Here is a 23,753-nt window from a genome sequence, read left to right as displayed (position 1 = left end):
CCTAGAATAATTTGACCTATTAGTATTCGTTAAAATTTATAAGAAATATTAGCGACAACACTGCGTAATGGTTGAGGCACCGCGCCCGACCAGTATTTTTGATTGGTCAGGTTATTCAGCTTTATCCCCAATCGCCATTTCGGTTCTTCATAAAATACGGTTGTATTCAGTAGAAAATAGGATGGAATAATGATGGTATTATTGGAATCATAAAACGATTTATCAACATAGTTACCACCTGCCCCTAAGCCAAAATGTTGTAATATGGCATTTGACTGAAATTTATAACTTACCCAAAAATTAACAAGGTTAGGTGGATTTCCTGTAATTTGTAAACCTTCATCCTCGGCATCTTCCTGGATATATTTATTATTGTTATAGGTATAACCAGCCATTAGTTTAAGTCCCGGCAAAGGACTGCTGATTAATTCGGCATCGAAGCCTTTGCTTTTCTGCTTGCCATCTTGGTGTGCAAAATTATTTTCATCATAACGAATGGCATCATCAATGTTGATGTTATAATAACTTAACGTGGCATTTAGATTCCCTTGGAACACATTTATCTTTACGCCACCTTCCCATTGTTTGGCATGTTCCGGATCAAAGACAATCTGTGTGCCATAGGGTTGTGCACCAGGCCCATTATTAGTAAAACTGCTCATATAATTTCCGAAAAGCGATACCTGATCGCCAATTACCTGGTATACAAGACCTAATTTGGGTGCCAAAGCTGTTTGTCCATATCCACCTTTTTGCTGATAACGGTCTACACGAAGGCTCAACATCGCTAGGAAATTCTTGGTGAAGTTCACCACATCCGAAGCATAGACACTATAGGTATCACTTCCACTGGTCCAACCCATAGCGTTATTGCTTAAGCCCAGGGCGTAATTTGCCTGCTGTTTACCCAAGGTAGGGTATCCCTTACGGATATCAATCGTATCCACATCGGCTCCGGCATAGGTAAAGTCCTCTTCCCAATGTAAATAATCCAAACCTAGTACTATCCGGTTTCCAATGCTGCCGAGATTAAATTGTCCGTTAAAATTTTGTTGGAAATTGATATACGTGTCCGAAATGGGCCCAAAAAGACTCATCCCCCGAATGATGCTATCCTGATTGATCCAATTGGGATAAGCTTGGTAACTGGCCTCCGCTTTAGTATTACTCACCGATAGATTTGTAGTGGATACCCACTTATCCGATAACTGATATTTCGCAGAAATAAATGACCGATAGGTACTTGCTACGCCACTAAAGTCATCTCCGTATAGATTGGTCTTGTAATCGAGTGGAATATCCTTTACATTATGTAAACCCAATGCTGAAATATTGGGATAAGGAGTGCGTGTCCGATCTTCACGGTAAAACTCAAAATCCACCAAAAATGAAAGGCGGTCGTTAATCTGATAGGAGAAGCTTGGTGCCAGCGCAAAAGTATTGCTATGACCTGTAGACATAAAACTATTCTCACGGTTGAAAGAAGTATTTACCCGAAATAGAGCTGTTTTGTCCTTATTAACCGGTGTATTGACGTCGGCTGTTATTCGGTTCAGTCCCCAACTACCCATCGAATAACTTAACGAACCGCCTACGCTGTCGTAAGGTTTCTTGGTCACCAAATTCACAACGCCCCCATAGGAAGAAATCGTATTTCCAAATAAGGTGGCAGAAGGCCCCTTCAGCACTTCAATGCGCTCTACATTGACTGGGTCAATGGTAGAGCGCCCAACAGGCGAAGCTAGGCCGTTCCGGGCATTCACTCCAACACCGAAACCTCTGGCACTAATTCCAACTCCACCCGCGGGATCATTGGAAGCCACTGCTCCCGGTATATTGTTCAGCGCTTGATTGATGTTGGTAACCAGTTGTTCGGTCATCAATTCTTGTCCGACAACACTGTAAACTTGTGGATTCTCCAGGTTCTTCAAGGGCATACGCGCTACGTAATCACTCTCTTTTTTTGCAAAAATGTTATTCCGCTTTCCCTCCACAACTACTTCCTGTAGTGTTTGTGCATCCTCAGCAAGGGTAAAAGAGAGGGAGACGTCCTGACTAGCTTTTACCTGCACAAGCTGTTGTTGCGTTTGTAAACCGATGTAACTGGCACTTATTTCGTATACGCCAACGGGAATCTTATCGAAGCTGAATTCGCCTGCATCATCTGTTCTAACACTTTTTAATCCCTTAATGGCAATCGTTACAAAAGCAGCGGCCTGACCATCACTCGTCCGAACTACTCCTTTTATTCCTCCCTTACCTTTCGCTGGCTGGATGGCAATCTGGTTGTTAGAAACTTCGAAACTCATGGCTTTGTCGCCAAAAAGCGCCGTTAGCACTTGGCGTAGTTCGACATCGTCATACTGGAGATTGACTTGGTGTTCCATATCCATACGTGAACCGCTGAATATAAAGGTACAACCTGCCTGTTCTCCAATGGCCGATAAGGCTTCACTCAACCGAATAGCATTGCGGTGCAGGGTGATTTTTTTCTCTAACAGATGCTGTTGTGCTGAAACGGGTTTGGATAACCATAAAAATGGAAATAACAATAGACAATGAATATAGCGGAACTTTAAACTGCTAAATAGCAAAGTTTTCATATTTTTGATGACAGTTAATTGATTAAACCCATATGTTGGGTTAAAATAGTGGATCAGTTAATTCCCCGGTGCTGCGTCGCCAAACTAAGCGCCGGGATTCTTTTATAAATTATAAATTGCTGATGTCATTCCCTCATGGGGGATTCTTACGTAAGCGTTTCATTCTTCAAATAAAGTCAATGTATGATCATGTAATGTATAAGAGATATTCATGGTAAGATGCAACCAATGCAAGAGCTTTGGTAAAGAAGGGTTTGGAAAGGTACCGCTCCAGCGTTGCTTTCCCAAATCTTCATCTTTCAAGTTAATTTTAATATTATACCAACGTTCCAAAACAGGAATGACCTCTGTTAATGGTGTATTATCAAAGTGAAGAACATGGTCTTTCCAAGCAAGCATAGCTTTGGATAAAGGATACTTTTGTAACTGATGTTGCTGCAATATGGCTTGTTGATTAGCTGTCAGCACTAGATTATCTTTAGCTCCTATTGCTGAAAACTGAATTTTTCCTTGTTCCACAGCTACTGATACGGCTTCTTCTTCTGGATAGGCCTTAATAGTAAAGCGGGTGCCTAGTACTTTTATCTGGGCCTTTTCTGTTTCTACATAGAAGGGATTTTGTGCATCTTCACTTACATCGAAATAGGCTTCTCCTTCTATGATCACTTTTCTTTTGCTTCCTTCGAAATATTTAGGATAATGTAAAGTCGATCCGGAATTGAGATACACCCTGGTCCCGTCAGAAAGTTGAATTTGTGCCTTTTTTCCGTAGGCGATCGATAAGGTTTGTAAACGGATTGTTTGTGGCTTATATAAGCGCAGGCCTATTCCACAAATTAATAGCAGTAAAGCCGCTATACCTATAAAGACCCATAGGTTCGACTTCCAGATGTTTGGGGAAACCGATTTGCTAGGAGGTATCTCCGGCATGATCTTTTCCCAGATTTGCCCTTCCAGTTGCGCTAAGCGCTCAGGACTGGGTAGGTAAACGTTCGTTTCGGGTTCATCTAACCAAGCTTCTACGGCCAGTCGTTCCTCTTGGGTACACTGGTTTTGGTGATATCGCACTAATAGCTCTTGGGTAATTTCTATCATCATTCCATTTAGCCAAGGAAGCTTATGGCTCCTTAGCAATCCATTCTGATAACATATAGCTACCAATGATACCTAACCCTAGTCTGTTTCAAAAAAAATTATTCCATGATCAATGCGTTTCGCTGAAATTCACTTGGATTATAGCCGGAAAAATGCTTGAAAAAGCGACTGAAATGAGCACTAGTATCAAACTTGAGTTTCTCGGCGATTTCTTTGATGCTTAGATTGGTATGTAATAGCCAATGCTGAGCTTCCTGAAAAATACGGGCATGGATAATGTGTAGGGCTGTAAGGCCGGTACATTCCTTGACTACCTCTCCCAAATATTTGGCTGTCACAAACAAGTTGTCTGCATATTGCTTAACGGTTCTTTTTACTAAAAAGAACTCATTTACCAATAGTTTAAATTTATTGACCAGTTGTTGTTGGCGAGTTGGAAAAATAGGGGTATTGGCCGATAATGGTTCGTTGATCCTAGCTATTTCGAAGAGAAGTTCTACAAATTGCAAGGTCAGCATTTTTTCATGGAAAAGTTTATGGTTATGGTATTCCCGGTATAAACGGTCGAATAATTGATAAATTTCCATATAATTACCCTTGTTCAACTCAAATATTTCTGGTTTTCCAAAATCATAATGAATCAGGTTTTCTACGAGGGGTTCATTGATAAAGGTATTGGTCAGAAACGTTTTCCTAAACAGAATGACATACGACTGAAAATCTTCTGAAAAACCGAAAAGCCGTTGTATCGGATCGGTTGCTACGATGTATAAGTGATCGGGGAGTAGCTTGATTACTGATTCATCAGTGCCAAATTGACCTGTACCTTTTATGACAAGAAAAAAAGCAAAGCAGTCGTCTGGGAGCAGCATCTCACTCATGCTTTGCTTATTACAAAACAACATCCTAAATTGAATATCCATAAATTTATGGGCGGTGAGCAATGAATTTTGCATTAGCATAGATGGATAAGGGTAATATTTTTTAAACAATTATATACGTTTACAACATTTACCATGCAAAAGAAGAGATATCTACCCGAAAAAAAGTTAGATGAATCTCATATTATACCTACTGTTCTTAAAAATACAAAGGACGCCTGGTGTTACCAGCGTCCTTTGTATTACAAAAAAGAAATTGTTGGGAAGGATATTTTGGATTATAAACCAAAGCTATAGGCGATGCGCAATCCGAAAAAGTTATTGCTGCTTCCGCCGTCAACAAACTTAGAATTTCCTTCAAATCGCACACCTGCATCAAGGTAATTTTTACCTCCCAAAGGAAATAAATAACCTATTTGAGGGGCGTATATAAAAGCTGCTGACTTCGTTGCGCCTACATCGTCTTTATTGGTAACAAAAGAAGCTCCAGCTTCACCTTGTACATAAAAGTTATTTACAACGAAATATTTTAATCCGGCTTTAACAGGTATCAATTGCAAATCTTCACCAGAAACTCCTTTAATATCTTTTGCAAAGAAATTATTAAAACCAGCATTCAACGTTACATAGAGGTCATTGTTTAGAATCGGCAGCTCTCCTTGGATAGATCCACCTAAATTCCAATCGTAAAAATCACCAAAATTTCCTATTGGTAGTCCAACTTCGGGACCAACACTTAAACGGAAACCGCCACGGTCTTCTTGGGCATTGGCTGTGTAAGTAAAAATGGCTAAAATAGTGACGATAATAGAAGTTATTTTGCTTATTGTTTTCATGATATTTAAAAGATTTAAGGGGTAAAAATTGTTCATTTGTTCTTGTGCTTTCATTTCTTCTCTGTATAATTTCTGCGACAAAGGTATAAGCCCGAAAAAGAGGCATCAATTCCAAAAATTCGGATTGTACCACCAATTTTCCTGTTGACTGCGAAATAGTGTCATGCTAAATTCAAGAAAGAGAGAAGGGGGATTGATTGTGTGGCGTTTTGGCTTAAAGACTATATTCACGGGTAAGGTGTTCCCGCAAAAAATGAAGGGCTTTGCTGATGTGGTATTCAACGGTTTTTACCGATATCTGGAGTTTCTCGGCGATTTCTTTATTGCTTAATCCCTGTTCGCGACTATAATAATAAATGGTTCTGCACTGTGGGGATAATTGTCCGATTAGTAGTTGTACCTGTTGGTTTAACTCACGGCTCTCGATATAACGATCTGTGGTGGAAGCCTTCTGCTCTTGCGTAATAGAAAAATGATTAAGATGACTTGTCCTTCTCGTTTCTGTACGGAGGTATTCCAGCACTTTTAGCTTAGCCGAACGGACAAGATAATGCTCCATCGGCCCATTTATTTGGAAATTTGCCCGCCTTTCCCATAAGGACTTGAAGATCTCTTGAACGAGTTCAGCAGCTACTTCTTCATCCCGGATAAAATATAGACACGTTCCAAATACTTTTTGCCAATAGTTACGGTACAGCTGCTCAAACACCTGTTCATTGATGATATTGCCTTCAGACGTACTGGACATTGTTGATTATTCATCGCAAATATAAGTCTATTTAGATTAATTCAAAATAATATACTTTGCTTTTTGTTTATAGTTTTTGGGCAAGATGAAAAGATCGGCCAGCATATTACTGCACCGATCTGATTGATAGCATTGCTGTTGATAAGTATTATTTATAGGTGACTATGCGTCCCCATATATCATTAGTCCCCCAGATGCCCTGCCGGTAGCATTCCAGCTGGACAAGTTGACTATGGTCGGCAAACACATTCACTTCTGGACCGTAATTTTTAATTTACCATTTATACACTGCCGGATCTGCCGCTTCAAACATCACATGCTCAAGTCCCAATTCATTAATAAACTTGACGGGAAGGGAAGTGTTTTTAATTTTGACATAACATTTACAGTTTTCATTGAATATACATGGCTGATTCGCGTAGTTATTGTGAATAATTTGGAATAATTCTAATTAAGCATATATTTGCAAAGTTCTTTTTTACAAAAGGGGATATCGTGTATTGTGGAAAATCAGGTTCATATCAACAGAAAGACGTTTGAAGGACTTTATGCGAGTTATGCTGGCAAACTTTACCGTATTGCCTTCTATGAATTAAAAAATGAGGATGACGCGGCCAATATGGTTCACGACGTTTTTATTTCCTTATGGGAAAAACGAGGACAACTTATATTGGATAAACCCGAATTTTATTTAACGAGAGCCATTAAATTAAAAATTATCAATTATTATCGGGATAAACAAAGACGCCAATCCATCATGCACGATATGCTAAACTATGACGACTCTGATCATAGTACTGAAGAAATTCTAGTGTTCCGCTCTCTAAAGCAAGAAGTCAACGAGCTTCTTGAGAAATTACCAGAGCGATGCCGAAAAATTTACCACTTGCACCACGACAATGGCTTGGAAAACCAAGAAATTGCCAGCAGTCTTCAAATATCTGAAAGCGCCGTTAGGCAACACTTGGCTAAAGCCAAAAATTTCCTCCGTAAACATCTTCAATATTGATCCAGAGAAGATAACGGCGCCATTAACCGAAAATTAAAAAAGGTAATTATAGACCATTATGACCAATACAAAAAATGATGCCGTCATTGCGAACCCGAGGAACGAAGGTGAAGCAATCTGTTTTTCTTACTAGGATTTTAAGATTGCTTCGTTGTAGCTTCTCACGATGACGTCAAGGTTATAGCACTACCTTAAAAAAAATTAAAGACTGTCTGTCAAAACACTCGTCTTAGGTGACTATTATAGCGTGAATATAACAGAAGAAGAATTTGCGCGATATGCCAATGGAGAAGCTTCTCCTGAAGAGGAAGAGAAAATAGAACGTTGGTTAGCATCGTCAGTAGGAGATATGCTCAAAGCTCCTGGAGAAGATCAAAAACTTGCTGCGGTGTGGAATGAACTGTCCTTGCTAACGAAACCAAGTAAAAAACGGACCACATTCCGACTTGCTTATCTTTCAACAGCAGCGGCCTGCTTTTTACTTATAGGCCTGACGTGGTGGTATGTGCTATCCGACCGAACAAATATTAAAACGGTTAAAGCAGAAAATGGTCAACAAGTCCATATAACCTTACCCGACGGTTCTTCCGTACACCTTAAAGGAGGAAGCATACTTTCTTATCCGGAGCGTTTTGCTAGAACCGAACGGAGGGTCATTTTAAGTGGCGAAGGTTATTTCGACATTGTGGAAGACAAGAAGAAAGGCTTTATCGTGCAAACCGATTCCAGTTTCACAGAGGTACTTGGCACCCGCTTTGACCTAAGGGCGTATAAAAATGAAGAGCAAGTGATCTTGACCGTAGAACAAGGAAGAGTACGTTTTGGGAGAACAAATCGAAAGCAAATGGTAGTGTTAACAGCGGGCAGACAAGCAAGTTTAAAGTATCTAGGAGTACTTTCTGAAAAGAACGTCCCGGTTGATGAAGTCATTGCTTGGAAAGATAATGGCGTGGTATTTAATGAAACTCCTTTGGTTGAAGTCGCTCAGGAGCTGGAACGCCATTTTGGTATCCAAGTGGAGTTCAGTAAAAAAGAGTTACAGTCGCTTACAGTGACTGGTCGATATAAGGAAGCAAAACTGGACCATATTATGCGAAGCTTATCGTTCAGTGCAGGTATCCATTACCGATATAAAGATCATACACTGACTATTTTTTAGAAGAAAACAAACAATGCCGAAGTATATTTTTAAGCTCTGCCTACTGGCAGGGATGCTATGTTCTATGTCTGGGCTCAAGGCCCAAAATCAGAAAATATTAACTCAGAAGATTACTATAAAACTGGAGCAGGTTCGGTTATCAGAAGCCTTGAAATTGCTTGAAATTCAGGCTAATTGTAGTTTTGTTTATAGCAATCAGCTATTGAAAACGGATAGAAAGGTAAGTAAAAGTTATCAAAATAAAGACCTTTCATTTGTGCTTCGAGACCTGTTTAACGGTTATACGTTAAATTTTAGGGAAGAGAATGATCAGCTTTATATCCATGGAATTAAACAAGGGAACCAATCAGGGTAGTTTTTTAAACGATAAACTGGTGGCAACGTTGATGGCAAAATATTACGGTTTACATATTGCCCAAGTTCAAGATTCGCTGTCACCTGCCATCAACGATCAGGGAGAAACGATTTATCGGAATATTCCCGGCAAACGTTCGGCAGACTTCCATGGTTACAAAAGCTACGCAGCTAATGCGCGTTATCTTTTTGCGAAAAATTCGGGTATAAAGGTTTCTTATGAGAGGGGATTCCGCTTACCTATGCTGGACGAACTTTTTGGGGATGGAGTATCTGTTGCGGCTAATGCAAAGTTATCGCCAGAAAACAGTGATAACTATAATGCGGGTTTTTTTGGGGAATGGACGACAGGAAAACATCGTGTAAATCTGGAAAGCAATTTTTACTTGCGCAATGCGAAAGATTTTATTTACAGTACGCCAGTTAGCGCCAGGTTTGTACAGTATAAAAATATAGGTAAAGTCCAGATCAAAGGATTTGATGCGGAAGCCAGTTATACATATGGCCAGTTATTTCACCTAACAGCCAACTTCAGCTATCAGAATGCAGTGGATAATAACCAATATGCAGACGAGGCTTTAGGACTGGTAAGCATTACCTACAAGGCACGCATACCCAATATGCCTTGGATGTATGGTAACCTGGATTTCGGCATCGGTAAGGATAATTTGCTGGGTGAGAAATCAAGAATTGAATTTAACTGGCATACGCAATATACCCATTGGTTTTATTTGAGTTGGTCGTCACTCGGAGCGAAGGATACCAAAAATATTATTCCAACCCAATGGGTACACAGCCCAGCTGTTACATACAGTTGGGAGAACGGAAAGTATAACGTCTCTTTCGAATCATTCAACCTGACCAACGCGCTCGCTTACGACAATTTCCGCTTGCAAAAACCAGGCAGATCGTTTCAGGTCAAGTTACGCTATTTCATTATGCAATGATCTAACAATAGAAATTCAAAACAAATACGAAATCATCACTTTTAAATAAAACCATAACAAATGAAAACAAACAAAATAGCAACATGCGTATTGCTTTTATTAAGCATCTCCGCTGTATTATCTTTTTCATCCTGCAGTAAGGATCACGATTCGGATGTCGAAGAAACATCCCCAAATTTAGGGTATAGAATAATAGCTTATGCTAACAGCACGAATGTGGCGCAAGGGAGGTATCTATTGCCGTTTGATACCCTGACAAGCGGATCTATTAGTCCCGTCAATTATGGCTGGGAGCTCACAGGTACTATACCCTATGCTGCTACTTACTATCATAAAGGATATTATTATTTTTATCAAGACAATCAGTTAAACAAGTATAAAATAGATAAAACAACCAATCAGTTTACCAAAGTATCAGGTATGGTATTTACCTATTTTTCGCCAGATAAGCCATATTGGGTAGATGATCATACGATGGTTTTTGTAGGTGCTAAAGACAAGGCTGCTTCTTATGTAATTGTTGATGCAGATAATATGATAGCAACTGCCAGTGGCAAATTGGATATTCCTTACTATTCCGGGCCTACGCCTCGTGATCCTTCTACAAATGCGGCATTAACACCCGAATTCAATATTTTCTTTTTTAACGTGACCGGAAATAAAGCCGTTGTCGGATACTCCTATAGCACTAGTGCCTACCCAGATATACATGGTGTCGCAGATGTAAATTATTATGCGGAAATGGACTATCCATCTATGAAAAATGTAACTATAAAACAAGATGCTGGAAATGAGTATATGTCGAATGTGAATTTTGAAGACGAAAATGGGAATATTTATTTAGTTACTGCTAATTATATCAATGACTCTTCAAAAAATGGTGTAATACGCATCAATAAAGGAGAATACCTACCGGATCCTTCCTATTTCCTTGAGGCAATACAATCGGATCAGTATAAAAGTTTTTCTTTTGCCATATATACAGCTGTTTATTTAGGAAATGGTAAAGCTTTCATAGCAGGACATGGAGAATACAACACGTATTTATTATTGGATCTTAATGCAAAAACAGTTAAAGATCTTGGTGATAAACTTCCTCAAAACGATTGGGAGTTTGCAAGTTATGACAATGCATTAGTTGAGAACAATAAATTGTATTTTTTTGCCAGCGGTTCTACGAGCGCCATATACGAGTACGACCCTGCAACGGATCGATTGACAAAAGGTCTTGAGTTAAATGGTGGCGTATATGCAGGAGCATTATTTCACAAAGTAGAAGGAGAATAATTCGTAACCAACAAGCTTGGAGTTGGCTTGGGTGCTGGATGCTAGCTTGAATGGGACTTGTATTGGTCTTCAATGGGACTCAAATGGGAAAATGCGATCGATATAGGCTTTTAAGTATAGCGTAAGGTAAGTAAAGCACCCGAGCCGTTCCGGTTAACGTTTCGGCAAAATAAGAATCGTGAATAAGCACGGGTTATTATTTGCCTTAATAAACGTAGTATTTTCTAGGCTGAATTAATGATCCCATTTCAAGGCGTTCTGAGCAGAAGATAATAACCGAATTCAGGTCTATAACACTCCAAATTTCGTATCCATGCCAAAGTCAATAATGTTTTTAATAAACGCTATTATGTTATTAACAATTATGTGCTGTAACCATTGCGTCAATTTATCTTCAGTACGACGTACCGATTCTAAAAATCGCACTGAAAAAAGAAATTGACTTAATCTGATATCATCGTAAATGAGGAAACAATAAATATACGTTCTTTGAAATAAATACAGCGAATTTAAGGAGTGTATTATTTGGATTTGTTCTAAATAGTGATACCTTTGCAAGGTCATGCCAGCCATAAAAGCACGGGAAAAACAGCTAAAAAGTCGATTGATAAGCGGCGATGAGAAAGCTTTTCAGCAACTTTTTGAATGGTATTGGGAACCGCTTTATTCCTTTTGTTTCTATTATACAAGAGATGAAGAGGGCGCAAGAGACCTCACCCAAACGGTTTTTGCCAGTTTGTGGGAAAAAAGAACTACACTTGGACCAGTCAACAACCTTCAACATTACTTGGCAGGAATGGCTCGCTTCCAGTGCTTCCATTATGTTCGTCAACAAGTGAACAGAAAGCAAAAGACAGTGGTAATCCAGTCGCGACAACTACTATCTATTGGTCCAAATTACAATCCAGAGGAATTAATGGAATATAAACAATTCTCGGATGATGCAGAAAGATACATTGAAAGCTTGCCGGAACCGGGCAAAACCATCTTTATAATGAGTCGCGATTTAGAGCTTTCTTATCAAGAAATTGCGCTACAACGGGGAATATCTGTTAAAACAGTTCAATATCACATTTCGGCAATGCTGCGCATGCTTCGTGAAAAATTAAGAAAAAGTTAAAGTTTTTCATTTTTCTACTAGCATTGCGCTAACGTTAGGGTACTATAGTATAATATGCAACACATAGATCCCGATCTGCTGGAACGTTATTTTAAGGGGAAGTGTTCCAGAATTCAAGAGCAGCAAGTATCTGCATGGCTAAAGCAAGAGGCGGGTTTTTCTCCCATGGATACCTCTTGCACCACTCAGGAACGGGAACGAATCAAACAGCTAATATGGGAGCGAGTTAAACCACAGGCACAACATGCTCAGAAATTTAGCAGTAAGGGGAGAGCAATCCGTATCTTAACATGGCCCTTGGCGGCTTGCTTAATCCTTACCCTTCTATTTGTGTTCAGGCATCTTTCCACTACACTACAAGATTTTTCAAACGTCAAACAAATTACTTTCCATGCTCCCTATGGCAAAAAATCGGTTATTCATTTATCCGATGGTAGTATAGCAGAACTGAATGCTGGAACCATTCTGATCTACCCGGAAAAGTTTGGAAAGAAGATCCGACGTATTCGATGGAGCATGGAGAAGCTTTTTTTGATATCGCTCGTGATCCGACGCGCCCCTTTATGCTGGATCTACAGCATACACAGGTGCACGTGTTAGGCACCCGTTTTAACGTTCGGCAGCAACGCAATCAAAACACAATGACACTCACCTTGGAAAGTGGGAAAATTGTCTTAGAGGCCAACGGACAGCAAGAGGTTTTGCACCGAGGAGAACAACTTATTTATAACATTAAGGAAGAAAAAGTGCTTTCCATAATGCAGGTAGATTTACAAAGGACAACTGCTTGGAGAAACGGTATATTACGATTTGAAGAAACACCGATGAAGGAGGTCCTTCATACATTGAGTAATTATTACGGGGTGCAATTTGTCGGGCAAAAGAAGTTTCATGATGACATGCTCTTCACCGCGCAGTTTAAAGCAGAACCCTTAAAACGTGTTTTGGAATTGATTGAACTGAGTACAGACTTGCATTTTCGTCAGGAACAACATCAAATTATTATCTATTAACAGTACAAACATGATGCATATTCGAGGAAAACCCAAATAATATGATGGTAAAAAGCCGGACATGCTACCAACATGTCCAGCAAACGATTTAACATCATCATTGCGCGAACAATTCATTTAGCTAAATCAATTCAAAAGTATGAAAATTAATCGTCAGGGCGGTTATTTAAATCTCCCTGCCCTAACCTTACGGCCTTTAGTACTTTTTTTGCTGTTTGCTCCCTTCCTATACATTAAGAGAATCACGAATAATGAATAACACGCTATTTTTATATAAACGGTATTTCCTTTTTTTATGCAGCCTGCTAATGGTAAATTTATCATGGGCGCAAGAAGGTGTGATACGCTACAACATACAGGGTCAGGTAACCGATTCACTCAGCAATGAACCCCTAGGTTATGTTTCGATCAACGTGAATACCATGGATAAACCAAATCAACCAGTAGTGGCCTCTGTTTATACCGATGAACAGGGCTATTATCATATTCCAAACCTACTTCCGGGAAAGTATCAGTTGGAAAGCTCCTTTGTGGGATATCGCTCCAAGGCAGTCCCTTTTGTGATTTCAAAAAATGGACCTACAGCAGTGCTTCCGATAATTGCAATGTCTCCTGATGTAAACTTATTGGGAGAAGTAACGGTCACTGCCCGCAAAAAATTGGTGGAACAACAACCGGGTATGCTGATCTACCACGCAGAAAATGATCCTTCCAATACGGGCGGATCGGCTGCAGATGTATTGCGCAAAGCCCCTGCGCTAAATGTCGATGCCGATGGAAACTTGACTATGCGTGGCAATGGTAACATCCGCATTCTGATCAACGGCAAATATAATGGGCAGGTTGCTCGTAGCCCGGCCGATGCTCTGAACATGATTCCGTCAGATATCATCCAGTCTGTGGAGATTGTTACCAGTCCGAATGCCAAATACGACGCCGAAGGCGCTGCCGGTGTCATCAATATTATCACCAAAAAGAACAGCCAATCCTTTGGCGGTGCCTTGGCTCTCACCGGTGGAAACTGGGAACAGGTATTGAATCCAAGGGCGGACTTCTCTTCGGGAAAATGGAATATAAATACCTATGCTCACTTGCATCGGTTGCAGATCAAAGAAGAGCGTCAGCTAGACCGGCTTCCTGATGCTGCCGGTGAAACGGGAAGCAGCTTGAGCCAGTTCAATACCGGGAATAATGTTAAACCACATGGTGCGCTCGACCTGAGTGTCGACTATCAGGCCGATACCAGTACGCTGATCAATTTCTCCGCCGCGGGATGGTTGGGCAACTGGCCGGTTAACACGCTGCAGGACAACACCAATATGCTAAACGGTACTAGTTCCTATTATCAGCAGGAAGTCCATACCCGTAGGGCACCCAATGCAGGATTTGAACTCAACTCGAGTTACACCAAACGGTTCCGTAGGCCTCGTCAGGAGTTTTTCGCTATTGTTCAATATGTCAATAACCTAAAAGACGATTATGATTACGATACGTGGCACCGCAATAAAGAAGGCAATATCATATACCAAGAGCAGAATCTGAATCATATGCAGACCGTGGAGTGGACCCTACAATCCGACTACAGCCATCCGTTGAGCAGCACCAACAAAAGTGAATTGGAACTGGGTATAAAATCAATCTTTAGAGATGTTGTTAGTGGCTACAGTACTTTGGCTAGTGAGGATGATCCCAATCAGCTACTTCCCCAGCCTTCGCGCACCGACCAATTTGACTATAGCCAGAATGTCTTAGCTGCTTATCTGCAAGCAAAACTCGATTTACGTGCGGGATGGTTTGCCATCGGCGGTATGCGACTGGAAAAAACGTTCATTGAAGGCCGATTTCGTTCGGTAGCCGCACCATTTAAAAACGACTATACCAACTGGGTACCCAGCGCGACATTTGAAAAAAAATGGAACAATAATGGTACCCTGGCTGCAAGCTACACACAGCGGATCTCCCGGCCTTCCATCATCGATCTCAATCCGAATATTGACGCACGGGATGCCAATAACCTCGTAGTAGGAAATCCGGATCTCCGTCCGCAGGCCAGCCACCAAACCGAGCTTTCTTATAGTGCCAATACTCCTTCGGGCGTTTTCCTGTTTGGTTCGCTTTTTTGGAGCCAAATGGATAACTCCATAGAAGATGTCGTACACATCGATCCTGTATCCGGCGTTTCAACGACAACTAAGCAGAACTTAGGTGCCAGCAAACAATATGGAATGAACTTCTCCACTACTTGGCCGGTTTCCGAAAAATGGAGCCTCAGCGCTAATGCCAACACCGGTTACCGACGCTTCCGCAGTGGAGCGCTGGATATTGCCAGTCAGGGGTGGGCATGGGGTCTTAACATGAACCTCAACTATTCCGCTGGAAACCACTATAGCTTCCAGGCATTTGGCGATTATGATTCCCGGGCAATAACCTTGCAAGGGCATGAAAGCCATTGGTTCTATTATAGTTTTTCGGCGAAGAAAGAACTACCCAAACAAAATCTAACGCTGACGTTCATCACCTCGAATCCTTTTTCATCCTATACCTCCCGTATCGATGTATTTCGGGCTTCCGGTTATGCCTCCACGTTTAATACCCATTATTACAACCAAAGCTTTAAGCTTACGCTGGGATGGAAATTCGGGCAGAACGGAAGACAGCTGCAACATAAAACTGTAGAGAATGACGATGTAAACTCAAGTAGGGAAAAATAAACATGAAGTGGAAAAAACTAAACGGACAAATTCATCTATGGCTCGGCCTATTGTCAGGCATCGTAGTCTTTATCGTGGGCATTACCGGATGCTTTTATGTGTTTCGGGATGAGCTCATCAAGTTAACTACGGAACGGGATTTAGTGCTAAAACAACAGTCGGAGAAACCTTATTTAGCTCCTTCCATCTTAATAAACGAAGCCAAAAAATATAATAAAGGTCAACAACCCAATACCATTCGTTATGAAACGGGAAAAGCCTGCTGGATTCCATTTTTTGGAGAAAATGAGCGTTTTGAAGTTTTTCTTAATCCTTATGACGGTCACCTCGTGAAAACCAAGCACTGGAAAAAAGGAGACCCGGATAAGTTTGATTTCTTTGGATGGGCACTGGATGGGCACCTGAACTTATGGCTTCCCTTTAAAATCGGCAGACCAATAGTCAGTTACGGCATCCTTATTTTTGCCATCGAACTACTAACTGGCTTAATATTATGGTGGCCGAAGAATCTGAAAAAGCAGAACGTGGAGAAAAGCTTCACGGTAAAATGGAAAGCCAAATTTAAGCGACTCAATTATGACCTGCACAACGTGCTGAGTTTTTATACCTTAACCATTGCACTCATGATTGCTATTACCGGTTTGGTTTATAGCTTCCAGTGGGTCTCTGCTTCGCTGTACTGGGTCGCTTCCGCCGGGGGCAAACCCATGAAATTTGACCCGGTTTTCTCAGACACGACCTATACAGAAACAGCTCAGCATAACATAGAAGATCAGCTTTGGAAGCGATTTTGGATCGATTCCCTTAGCGGAAAAGGGTCGCTCTATATCGGCATTCCGAAGACGGCTAAAGACACATGGTTTGTCAACATGAACCGTTCTCCCGGAACGCTTTACCGTCAGGAGATTTACTATTTTGATAAAAACACAGGCAAGGAACTGCAAGGAGGCGGTGTTTACAGCAAGAGTAGGTATTCCACGGCCAATTTTGCTCAAAAAGGCGACCGGATGAATTATGATCTCCACGTCGGTTCATTTTGGGGGCTTCCCACAAAAATATTGTGGTTCTTTATTTCATTTATAACAGCGAGCCTTCCCATTACCGGCTTTCTGATCTGGTATAATCGAAAATGGGGTAAGAAGAAAAAAAGAGCAAAATATAAGCGCCATCTGCCTGAGACGAATGCACAAATGAATGATGTAGCACGAGAATCTAGTCCATTCAAAAGGTATTCAGTTATGACTACCATAAAAAGTACAGATGAAGACAGAAACAGCAAACATGCTTGAAGAGGCAGCCAAGATCAAGGGGCGGAAGTTGACAAAAACCGAAACAATTGTACTTGTTTTCTTTACCCAAACACAAGAGCTTCTTACAGGAGAAGATCTTTTCATGGGATTGTACAATGAAGGTCAACCAGTAGGCTATCCTACTATTTACGTCACCTTAAGGAGGTTAACAGCGTTGGGTTTATTAAAAAAGCAACAGCTACCGAACTCCAATAAGGTGGGTTATGTTTTGGAACAAACATAGAAACTGCATGAGCATATCCTAGTATAAACAAATTTATTTACACCTTAAATCATCAAAAAAATGAAAACACTAAAAGCGTTATTATTGCTAGCCCTCATTACCTTAAACATCTATCAGTTATCTGCCCATGCATTGTGGATTGAAACGGCACAGACAGGAAAAACCGGACAACTACAAACGGTCAAGCTTTTCTTTGGCGAATATGCAGAAGGGGAGCGGGATGAAATCGCTAAATGGAATTCTGACCTGGCCTCGCTGGAACTTTGGTTAATCAAGCCGGATGGACAAAAAGAAAAACTATCCACCGAAGCCCGAACCAGTTTTCTGCAGGCTTCCTTCACCCCCGGAGAAAGATGGTGTTTATGCGTTATCCGTTGCCCACAAAACTAAAGACTTGAACGGCACCACGCAATTTGAATTTTTAGCAAGTGCCACTGTTTCGGTAGGCAAACCAGAAAAAACATTGGAACAAGCGCTAGAGCAAGTGGAGCTCAAGGTGTTTCCGATTAATGCGACGAAATGGAAGGTAAATCAACCGGTAAGCTTAAAAGTAATTCAAAAGGGTGCTTCAAAAGCGGATGCTTATGTATCAATCCTTTCACCCAAAGGCTGGTCGCAAGGGTTGAATACCGCCGCCGATGGTACCGTTAGCTTTGTACCGGCCTGGCCTGGCCTTTATGTGATTGAAGTAACGAATTATGAAAAAACACCTGGGGAATATAAAGGCAATAAATATGAGGCTTTCTGGCAAGGTTCTACCTATAGTTTTGAGGTGGGTAAATAATCCAGCTTGAATTTTAATGGCCAATTTCACCCTAAAATTTTAGGTTAACAAGTAAAAGAACTTCACTTACCGGCTGGAATTCCTTTCCGGGCCGGTGAGTAAATAAAAAAACAAACAGTTTGTTGGTTACTCGTAATGTCCTTTAAGTGAATAAACGTAAAGTTTCTCGTCTTTTATAAGATAAATATTTGATAACGAAGATAATAATTTATTGTTGAATGACGTGAAAGCATAACTTAAGGCTCTGGTAGAGCTTTCTTTCCTAGCTTCCAACCACCAGCTTGTTGTTGGATATCATAAAGACGCCGGTATAAGCCACCTAGTGCCATTAATTCACCATGTGAGCCTCGTTCTACTATCTGTCCTTCTTGTAAGACTAGTAATTGATCGGCTTTGCGTACGGTGGCTAGCTTATGGGCAATCACGATGACGGTCTTATCTTTTACTAACTCCTGTATAGCTTGTTGAATATAGATTTCGTTTTCTGGATCGAGCGATGCCGTTGCTTCATCCAATAGCACAATTGGCGCATCTTTAAGTAATGCGCGTGCAATACTAATTCGTTGCTTTTGCCCACCAGAAAGCTTGTTGCCATTTTCGCCAACAGCGCTATGTAGACCGCCGGGCATTTCCCAAGCGAAATCAAGTACACAGGCGCGCTCAGCCGCTGCAATGATTTCCGCTTCTGTCGCCTCTGGTTTACCGTATTTAATATTGTTGTAAATGGTATCGTCAAAGAGGTATACCTCCTGAAACACCTCACTGATTAAGCTATAAACGGTGGTAGGTTTCATATCCTGAATAGCTATTCCTCCAATTTCAATCCTCCCTTCATCAACATCCCAAAAGCGAGCAATTAAAGAAGTAATTGTTGTTTTGCCGGATCCGGACGGACCTACTAACGCGGTCATGCGATGTTCGGGAATTTGAAAAGATACTTTATCCAAGACCTTTCTTTCCGGGTGGTAACCAAAGCTGACGTCATGAAAACAAATGTCATAATGAGAAGGTTGTAGGTTTTTGCCTGCTCCTTGCCTGGGTGTTTGTAGCAATTCCAACACGCGTCCTAAACTGATATTCATGTACCGCAATAAAGCAAAATCGACTAACATGATTTTAATAGGGTCATATAGCCGGTATCCCATAAGTAGAAAAGCAATCAATACAGGAATAGCTAGGGTACCCTGGGCAAAGAAATGGATCCCCAACCACAACATCAGTAAAAAACATACTTCGAGTACCACTGTAGCCAATAATACAAAAGGACCAGGAATAGCTTCTGTACGGATGCTGGCTCGACGAAAGTCGTTCAAAGCTTTTTCTAAACTGGAAAAGCGTTTGCCGGTCATGCCAAAAGATTTGATCGTTCGGATGCCAGAAACATATTCCAGAAAGCGGGCGCTGGTAGCATTACGGGCAGCTACATGCTTTTTACCTTGTTTGGTTAACAAATGCGCGGCCAGGCGTACCATGAGCCAAACAAGGGGAAGCGCAGCTAGTAAAACGATAGCCAAACGCCAGTCGGTTATAAATAAGAAACCGGAAAGCACCAACATGCTAAACAATGCTGCCGTTATATTGCCAACTGTATGTCCGAAAATGAGCTCAAAATTTGCAACATCTTGTAACAGAACAGCAGCAAGATCGCCGGGATCACGTTGTTTAAAGGTGCCCATAGACAAGCGCTGTAGCTGGTTGCCTAAACGGATGCGAAGATCAGTGGATACGGCATAGGTCATGCCATTACTGGCGATAACGCTGCGTACAGCAACAAATAGTTGCAGTACAAGCAAGCCAATCATGAGGCCTACATACGTCCATAGTTTAGCCGGATGTGGCGCTGGCAAAAACAGATCTTGAAGAATAAGCAATAGGAAACCAATAGGTGCCGCTAGGAAGATAGCATGGACCAACTCCCATAAAATGGCTTTATACGTTTCTTTACGCTTTAAATTCAGTACATATAACAAATTTTTAATCATTATTATTTTATTGAAATTGTTTGAAAAATAGTCTGTTTAATCCAAATTCCTAAGGTGAGATGCTGGGTTTAAGTAAGGGCAAAAGTCTTCGCCTGCATATGGGCATCCCACATAGTCTGGTATAAGGGGCAGCTTTTCAGCAATTCCTGATGTTGGCCATGGCCTACCACGCTTCCTTTATCCAAGACAACGATTTGATCACTGTCTGTAATGGTACTCAGCCGATGCGCAATAACCAGCACGGTTTTTCGCTGAATTAATTGGCTAAATGCCTGTTGAATGAGTTGCTCATTTTCCGGATCGCTGAAAGCGGTTGCTTCATCCAGAATGAGAATCGGCGCGTCCTTTAAAATTGCCCTCGCCAATTGGATACGCTGTTGTTCACCTCCGCTTAAATGTATGCCATCCGCTCCCCAGCGGGTTTGGTAACCTTGTGGTAAACGCATAATGAAGTCATGGCATTGGGCCGCTTTAGCCGCTGCAATAAGCTCCATCTCTGTTTTATCCATGCCCATACGAATGTTTTCATAGATACTTTGCTGAAAGAGAAAACTGTCTTGAAAGACAAAAGAAATCTGATGCATGAGTGCTTCGGGTTTGATGCTTTGAATGGGCTGACCACCTATTCGGATCTCACCTTGTGTTACATCCCAAAAGCGCGCAACCAATTGAGCTAAAGTAGATTTTCCCGATCCGGAAGGACCAACTAAAGCGGTGATACTTCCTTGAGGCACATCAAAACTAACCTGGCGTAAAACTAGGTGCTGCTGGTCATAGCTAAAAGCAACATGATCAAACGCAATGCTGAAATCAGTCGTTAATTCCGCTTCACCAAACGTCTCTTGTTCCTTGCTAAATAAAACTTCATCCAATCGCTTAACGCCATGATCAATGACCGATAGTTGAGAACCCAGGCTGGACAAGGAAAATAAAGGCCGAATATACCCGACACCCAAAATCAGAAAGAGGATAAATACAGATAGGCTGATACCAGTAGAAAAGTATAAATACAGGCCTAAAGCTAATACAGGAAGTGTAGCATTACTGATGAAACTGATAAATACGGCATAGGGCGCAGATGAGGTTTTAATCCATCGATTGACCATTTCGTGAAAGCCTTCTACCTTGGATGTATACCGATCAAAGCTTTGGGCGGTATGCCCAAAGATCTTAATCACAGGCATTGCCCGAACAAATTCGATAATACCCGCATTCATCTCTTCAATCGACTGATGATATTGTGTCAGCAATTCCCGACGATCCTTATTGAACATGCGGGGTATAACCAAAGCTAGAAAAACCATGGGTAAGCAGCTGGCCAGTGCCAATCGCCAATCAATGGTAAATAGATAAATTAACGAACAAAAGGGGAGGGCAATGCCTTTTACGATATCGGGAATGCTATGGGCAATGAAGTTCTCCAGCCGTTCGATGTCATCAGCCATAATTTTTTTCAGCGTACCTGAATTGGTGTTGTTAATAAAACCAAGGGGCAATTTGGCGAGCTTTTCGGCCATCTGTACACGCAGTTCATATAAAATCGTAAAGGCGGCAATATGGGAAGACATGCCAGAGGCATATAATAAGCCATTGGCCAAAAGCATAGCCAAGGCAGCCTGAATAAGATAACTGGTGATTTGGGAAACATGAACGATATTGCCTGTCATCTCCTGTATAATGTGGTAGACAAGGATGTAGGGAATTAGTGAAAGTAAGGAATAAATGATAGCCAGTAGAGCGGAAAGCGTTAGTAGGTGTTTCTTTCTTCCAGCAATTTCCAGTAAACGGGTTATGCCATTTTTAGGTTGTGTTGTTTTCATGCTAGCTTGACTCATTTTTATGTTTTTTTTGATAATTTATAATCTGTATACCATTTTTTACGGGCAATATGATCGCATCGCCTATTCTCCATAGCATACAAAAGTCCTGTTTATCCTATAAAATGATTTACGCCATCAGGAGCAATTTTTACGTTAACGGGATTTTTAAATCTTCGCAAAGGCACCTTGCCTAGGTTTGCTATTGAATTTCTGAGTGCATAAAGAATAACCGAATTCAGGTTAATTTATAATATGTTACTTTTGTTGATATCATAATCGTTTTATTTATGGGAATGTGCATCAGTAATCATATTGGAGAATCGATTGAGATGGGAAACGGACTGGATATGCCTACACTGCCATTGGTTGTTGAGCGTAGGGAAAAATACAGTTTCCCTTTTGGGGATGCAGAAGTGGTACAACTCGCATTGCCCGAAACGTTTATTGTTTACGGAGACCTATTGTTTAAAGAACGACAACTCAACTTTAGATCTAGCGACCGATCAGATATGGTCGAGCTTAATTTTTGTTTATTAGGAAGAGGCCAAGTATATAATCAGCTGACGCAGCAGACCCATATCGTTCGTCCTATGGTCCACAATATCCTGTACACTTCAGCGCTAGATGGCGGTGGTAAATTCGATACAGAAAGCCCTTATCGGTTCATTGAAATCCATTTTACAAGGAAATACTTTTTGCACTTAGTGCAAGATTGTGGAGGTTTACTGGCTAAATTTGCCGATAAAATTGCACAGAATAAGTATACTGAACTTTTTGAACAGAACATGCCCATTGATTTGGAAATGGAACAATGTTTACATGATATCATGTACTGCCCCTATAGTGGTAGTTTAAAATTATTATTCTTACAATCTAAATGTGTAGAGTTATTGGTTAGGCAGGCTGAATCTATCAAAAAATATGTGCAAAAAAGCAGTTTGAAATCCGCTTATGACCGGGAATGCATTTGCCAAGCGAGAGATTATTTAGTCGAGCATACTGCCAAACCACCAACAATCCCTGAACTCGCAAAAATTGCTGGTATTAATGAATTTAAGTTAAAGAAGGGTTTTAAAGAGCTATTCAATAATTCCATCCATGGTTTTTTAAGGGATTATCGACTAAATCGGGCAAAGGAGAAATTGCTGCAATCCGATTTACCCATAAAGACAATTGTTGAGGAAAGCGGCTATGCAACGGTGCAACATTTCAGTACAGCGTTCAAGAAAAAGTTTGGAATGTCACCTGGAAAACTAAAAAACTAAAACTCTGCCCCGCAGTCCTTGCATTTATATACATTTTTGTAATAGATTGGAAAGACGGCCATAAAGAAGGATATGATTGCCGAAAGTATACCCTTGGCACCTTTCATGGATTTAAAATTGGTATATAAATGGGTTGAACCGCATTGAGGACACGCTATAATTGCTTCTTTTTCATCTAAATTGGGATGATCATCGATTTCCCTTAAAATTTGTTGTGCTAATGCTACATCTGCGCGTGGGATATTAAGCTTGATGCCGCCTACGGCATAATTGTATAATGGATTTAAGGCTACAATGTTTTCATCCTGAAGGAAGCACGGTATACCCTCACTTTCCAGTTTAGACTTGAGTAAATGTGCCTCTATCGGGTTGTCAAATACTTTAAGGGTTATGAAATCCATGCTTGTTGAAGGTTATTACTGGAATAAAGATAAGAAAAAATGAGGAACTAGCTTATTACCTGGTAGAATCCTGCTTATCCCTTTCTTCTTACCAAACTCCTCACTAAGTCTAATAAAAATCTTCTTTTCTTTTGCTATTGATTGTCTTTTTGCCGTCTTTCCATAGTCTTTTACACTAACAAATGACGACCAAAAGACGATTATA

23 protein-coding genes are annotated in these 23,753 nt (G+C 40.8%); 14 read left to right on the top strand and 9 right to left on the bottom strand.

The genetic code is table 11. From position 1 onward, the window contains the following. Positions 1–29 precede the first annotated feature (29 nt). The 6 genes from ABD930_RS21185 to ABD930_RS21930 form a co-directional block, all read right to left on the bottom strand. Positions 30–2,603, bottom strand: coding sequence for a TonB-dependent siderophore receptor (locus tag ABD930_RS21185; protein ID WP_345235179.1), 2,574 nt, complete (start codon positions 2,601–2,603; stop codon positions 30–32). Between the two features lie 159 nt (positions 2,604–2,762). Further along, positions 2,763–3,701, bottom strand: coding sequence for a FecR family protein (locus tag ABD930_RS21180; RefSeq protein WP_345235177.1), 939 nt, complete (start codon positions 3,699–3,701; stop codon positions 2,763–2,765). Between the two features lie 95 nt (positions 3,702–3,796). Further along, positions 3,797–4,654, bottom strand: coding sequence for an AraC family transcriptional regulator (locus tag ABD930_RS21175; RefSeq protein ID WP_345235175.1), 858 nt, complete (start codon positions 4,652–4,654; stop codon positions 3,797–3,799). Between the two features lie 203 nt (positions 4,655–4,857). After that, complete coding sequence (locus ABD930_RS21170) at positions 4,858–5,415, bottom strand: hypothetical protein (protein WP_345235173.1); 558 nt, start codon at positions 5,413–5,415, stop codon at positions 4,858–4,860. Between the two features lie 214 nt (positions 5,416–5,629). Then, complete coding sequence (locus ABD930_RS21165; protein ID WP_345235171.1) at positions 5,630–6,163, bottom strand: RNA polymerase sigma-70 factor; 534 nt, start codon at positions 6,161–6,163, stop codon at positions 5,630–5,632. A gap of 148 nt (positions 6,164–6,311) precedes the next feature. Continuing rightward, positions 6,312–6,437 carry a phosphosulfolactate synthase gene (locus ABD930_RS21930; RefSeq protein ID WP_425571153.1) on the bottom strand — a complete coding sequence of 42 codons (126 nt, stop codon included), beginning with the start codon at positions 6,435–6,437 and terminating at the stop codon, positions 6,312–6,314. Between the two features lie 228 nt (positions 6,438–6,665). Here ABD930_RS21930 and ABD930_RS21160 point away from each other — a divergent pair, with 228 nt between their 5' ends. The 13 genes from ABD930_RS21160 (at position 6,666) to ABD930_RS21100 (ending at position 18,080) form a co-directional block, all read left to right on the top strand. After that, complete coding sequence (locus ABD930_RS21160) at positions 6,666–7,172, top strand: RNA polymerase sigma-70 factor (RefSeq protein WP_345235169.1); 507 nt, start codon at positions 6,666–6,668, stop codon at positions 7,170–7,172. 247 nt (positions 7,173–7,419) lie between these two features. Next, on the top strand, positions 7,420–8,331 hold the full coding sequence (locus ABD930_RS21155) for a FecR family protein (RefSeq protein WP_345235167.1): 912 nt from the start codon (positions 7,420–7,422) through the stop codon (positions 8,329–8,331). Between the two features lie 13 nt (positions 8,332–8,344). Then, positions 8,345–8,686: an STN domain-containing protein gene (locus ABD930_RS21150; RefSeq protein WP_345235165.1), complete on the top strand. Its 342-nt coding sequence runs from the start codon at positions 8,345–8,347 to the stop codon at positions 8,684–8,686. Then, complete coding sequence (locus tag ABD930_RS21145) at positions 8,655–9,632, top strand: TonB-dependent receptor plug domain-containing protein (protein ID WP_345235163.1); 978 nt, start codon at positions 8,655–8,657, stop codon at positions 9,630–9,632. The genes ABD930_RS21150 and ABD930_RS21145 overlap by 32 nt, the downstream gene beginning before the upstream one ends. A gap of 60 nt (positions 9,633–9,692) precedes the next feature. Next, entirely contained in the window at positions 9,693–10,919 is a 1,227-nt protein-coding gene (locus tag ABD930_RS21140; protein WP_345235161.1) for a Kelch repeat-containing protein, read from the top strand. Positions 10,920–11,481: 562 nt separating this feature from the next. Beyond that, a complete protein-coding gene (locus ABD930_RS21135) occupies positions 11,482–12,039 on the top strand; it encodes an RNA polymerase sigma factor (RefSeq protein ID WP_345235159.1) in 558 nt (185 codons plus the stop codon). Positions 12,040–12,093: 54 nt separating this feature from the next. Further along, positions 12,094–12,639, top strand: a complete 546-nt coding sequence (locus tag ABD930_RS21130; protein ID WP_345235157.1) for a FecR family protein — start codon at positions 12,094–12,096, stop codon at positions 12,637–12,639. Next, positions 12,549–13,052, top strand: coding sequence for a FecR family protein (locus ABD930_RS21125; protein WP_345235155.1), 504 nt, complete (start codon positions 12,549–12,551; stop codon positions 13,050–13,052). The genes ABD930_RS21130 and ABD930_RS21125 overlap by 91 nt, the downstream gene beginning before the upstream one ends. Before the next feature lie 308 nt (positions 13,053–13,360). After that, positions 13,361–15,763: a TonB-dependent receptor gene (locus ABD930_RS21120; protein WP_345235152.1), complete on the top strand. Its 2,403-nt coding sequence runs from the start codon at positions 13,361–13,363 to the stop codon at positions 15,761–15,763. Between the two features lie 2 nt (positions 15,764–15,765). After that, positions 15,766–17,052 (top strand): PepSY-associated TM helix domain-containing protein, encoded by a 1,287-nt coding sequence (locus ABD930_RS21115; protein WP_345235150.1) that lies wholly within the window; start codon positions 15,766–15,768, stop codon positions 17,050–17,052. Continuing rightward, positions 17,024–17,296 carry a transcriptional repressor gene (locus ABD930_RS21110; RefSeq protein WP_345235148.1) on the top strand — a complete coding sequence of 91 codons (273 nt, stop codon included), beginning with the start codon at positions 17,024–17,026 and terminating at the stop codon, positions 17,294–17,296. Before ABD930_RS21115 ends, ABD930_RS21110 begins: the two co-directional genes overlap by 29 nt. A 60-nt stretch (positions 17,297–17,356) precedes the next feature. Continuing rightward, positions 17,357–17,686 carry a hypothetical protein gene (locus tag ABD930_RS21105; RefSeq protein WP_345235146.1) on the top strand — a complete coding sequence of 110 codons (330 nt, stop codon included), beginning with the start codon at positions 17,357–17,359 and terminating at the stop codon, positions 17,684–17,686. A gap of 4 nt (positions 17,687–17,690) precedes the next feature. Continuing rightward, positions 17,691–18,080: a hypothetical protein gene (locus ABD930_RS21100; RefSeq protein ID WP_345235144.1), complete on the top strand. Its 390-nt coding sequence runs from the start codon at positions 17,691–17,693 to the stop codon at positions 18,078–18,080. 236 nt (positions 18,081–18,316) lie between these two features. Here ABD930_RS21100 and ABD930_RS21095 read toward each other — a convergent pair whose 3' ends face one another. Both ABD930_RS21095 and ABD930_RS21090 read right to left on the bottom strand, forming a co-directional pair. Then, the gene (locus ABD930_RS21095; RefSeq protein ID WP_345235142.1) at positions 18,317–20,062 is read right to left on the bottom strand and encodes an ABC transporter ATP-binding protein; all 1,746 of its coding nucleotides are present in this window, start codon (positions 20,060–20,062) and stop codon (positions 18,317–18,319) included. Positions 20,063–20,130: 68 nt separating this feature from the next. Further along, complete coding sequence (locus tag ABD930_RS21090) at positions 20,131–21,882, bottom strand: ABC transporter ATP-binding protein (RefSeq protein WP_345235140.1); 1,752 nt, start codon at positions 21,880–21,882, stop codon at positions 20,131–20,133. Positions 21,883–22,169: 287 nt separating this feature from the next. Here ABD930_RS21090 and ABD930_RS21085 point away from each other — a divergent pair, with 287 nt between their 5' ends. Continuing rightward, positions 22,170–23,147 carry a helix-turn-helix transcriptional regulator gene (locus ABD930_RS21085; protein WP_345235138.1) on the top strand — a complete coding sequence of 326 codons (978 nt, stop codon included), beginning with the start codon at positions 22,170–22,172 and terminating at the stop codon, positions 23,145–23,147. On the opposite strand, the gene ABD930_RS21080 is transcribed toward ABD930_RS21085, so the two are convergent. After that, the gene (locus ABD930_RS21080; protein ID WP_345235136.1) at positions 23,144–23,548 is read right to left on the bottom strand and encodes a putative signal transducing protein; all 405 of its coding nucleotides are present in this window, start codon (positions 23,546–23,548) and stop codon (positions 23,144–23,146) included. The genes ABD930_RS21085 and ABD930_RS21080 overlap by 4 nt on opposite strands. Between the last annotated feature and the right edge of the window lie 205 nt (positions 23,549–23,753).

It is taken from the genome of Olivibacter ginsenosidimutans (assembly GCF_039542865.1).
GTDB lineage: Bacteria > Bacteroidota > Bacteroidia > Sphingobacteriales > Sphingobacteriaceae > Olivibacter > Olivibacter ginsenosidimutans.
Note: the sequence above shows the minus strand (reverse complement) of the source record. Positions and strands in the feature narration are given on the sequence as shown.

Coding starts and splice junctions, on each gene's coding strand:
- ABD930_RS21185 (WP_345235179.1), bottom strand. CDS start 2,603: ATGAAAACTTTGCTATTTAGCAGTTTAAAGTTCCGCTATATTCATTGT.
- ABD930_RS21180 (WP_345235177.1), bottom strand. CDS start 3,701: ATGATGATAGAAATTACCCAAGAGCTATTAGTGCGATATCACCAAAAC.
- ABD930_RS21175 (WP_345235175.1), bottom strand. CDS start 4,654: ATGCAAAATTCATTGCTCACCGCCCATAAATTTATGGATATTCAATTT.
- ABD930_RS21170 (WP_345235173.1), bottom strand. CDS start 5,415: ATGAAAACAATAAGCAAAATAACTTCTATTATCGTCACTATTTTAGCC.
- ABD930_RS21165 (WP_345235171.1), bottom strand. CDS start 6,163: ATGTCCAGTACGTCTGAAGGCAATATCATCAATGAACAGGTGTTTGAG.
- ABD930_RS21150 (WP_345235165.1), top strand. CDS start 8,345: ATGCCGAAGTATATTTTTAAGCTCTGCCTACTGGCAGGGATGCTATGT.
- ABD930_RS21145 (WP_345235163.1), top strand. CDS start 8,655: ATGGAATTAAACAAGGGAACCAATCAGGGTAGTTTTTTAAACGATAAA.
- ABD930_RS21140 (WP_345235161.1), top strand. CDS start 9,693: ATGAAAACAAACAAAATAGCAACATGCGTATTGCTTTTATTAAGCATC.
- ABD930_RS21135 (WP_345235159.1), top strand. CDS start 11,482: ATGCCAGCCATAAAAGCACGGGAAAAACAGCTAAAAAGTCGATTGATA.
- ABD930_RS21130 (WP_345235157.1), top strand. CDS start 12,094: ATGCAACACATAGATCCCGATCTGCTGGAACGTTATTTTAAGGGGAAG.
- ABD930_RS21125 (WP_345235155.1), top strand. CDS start 12,549: ATGGAGCATGGAGAAGCTTTTTTTGATATCGCTCGTGATCCGACGCGC.
- ABD930_RS21120 (WP_345235152.1), top strand. CDS start 13,361: ATGGTAAATTTATCATGGGCGCAAGAAGGTGTGATACGCTACAACATA.
- ABD930_RS21115 (WP_345235150.1), top strand. CDS start 15,766: ATGAAGTGGAAAAAACTAAACGGACAAATTCATCTATGGCTCGGCCTA.
- ABD930_RS21110 (WP_345235148.1), top strand. CDS start 17,024: ATGAAGACAGAAACAGCAAACATGCTTGAAGAGGCAGCCAAGATCAAG.
- ABD930_RS21105 (WP_345235146.1), top strand. CDS start 17,357: ATGAAAACACTAAAAGCGTTATTATTGCTAGCCCTCATTACCTTAAAC.
- ABD930_RS21095 (WP_345235142.1), bottom strand. CDS start 20,062: ATGATTAAAAATTTGTTATATGTACTGAATTTAAAGCGTAAAGAAACG.
- ABD930_RS21090 (WP_345235140.1), bottom strand. CDS start 21,882: ATGAAAACAACACAACCTAAAAATGGCATAACCCGTTTACTGGAAATT.
- ABD930_RS21085 (WP_345235138.1), top strand. CDS start 22,170: ATGGGAATGTGCATCAGTAATCATATTGGAGAATCGATTGAGATGGGA.
- ABD930_RS21080 (WP_345235136.1), bottom strand. CDS start 23,548: ATGGATTTCATAACCCTTAAAGTATTTGACAACCCGATAGAGGCACAT.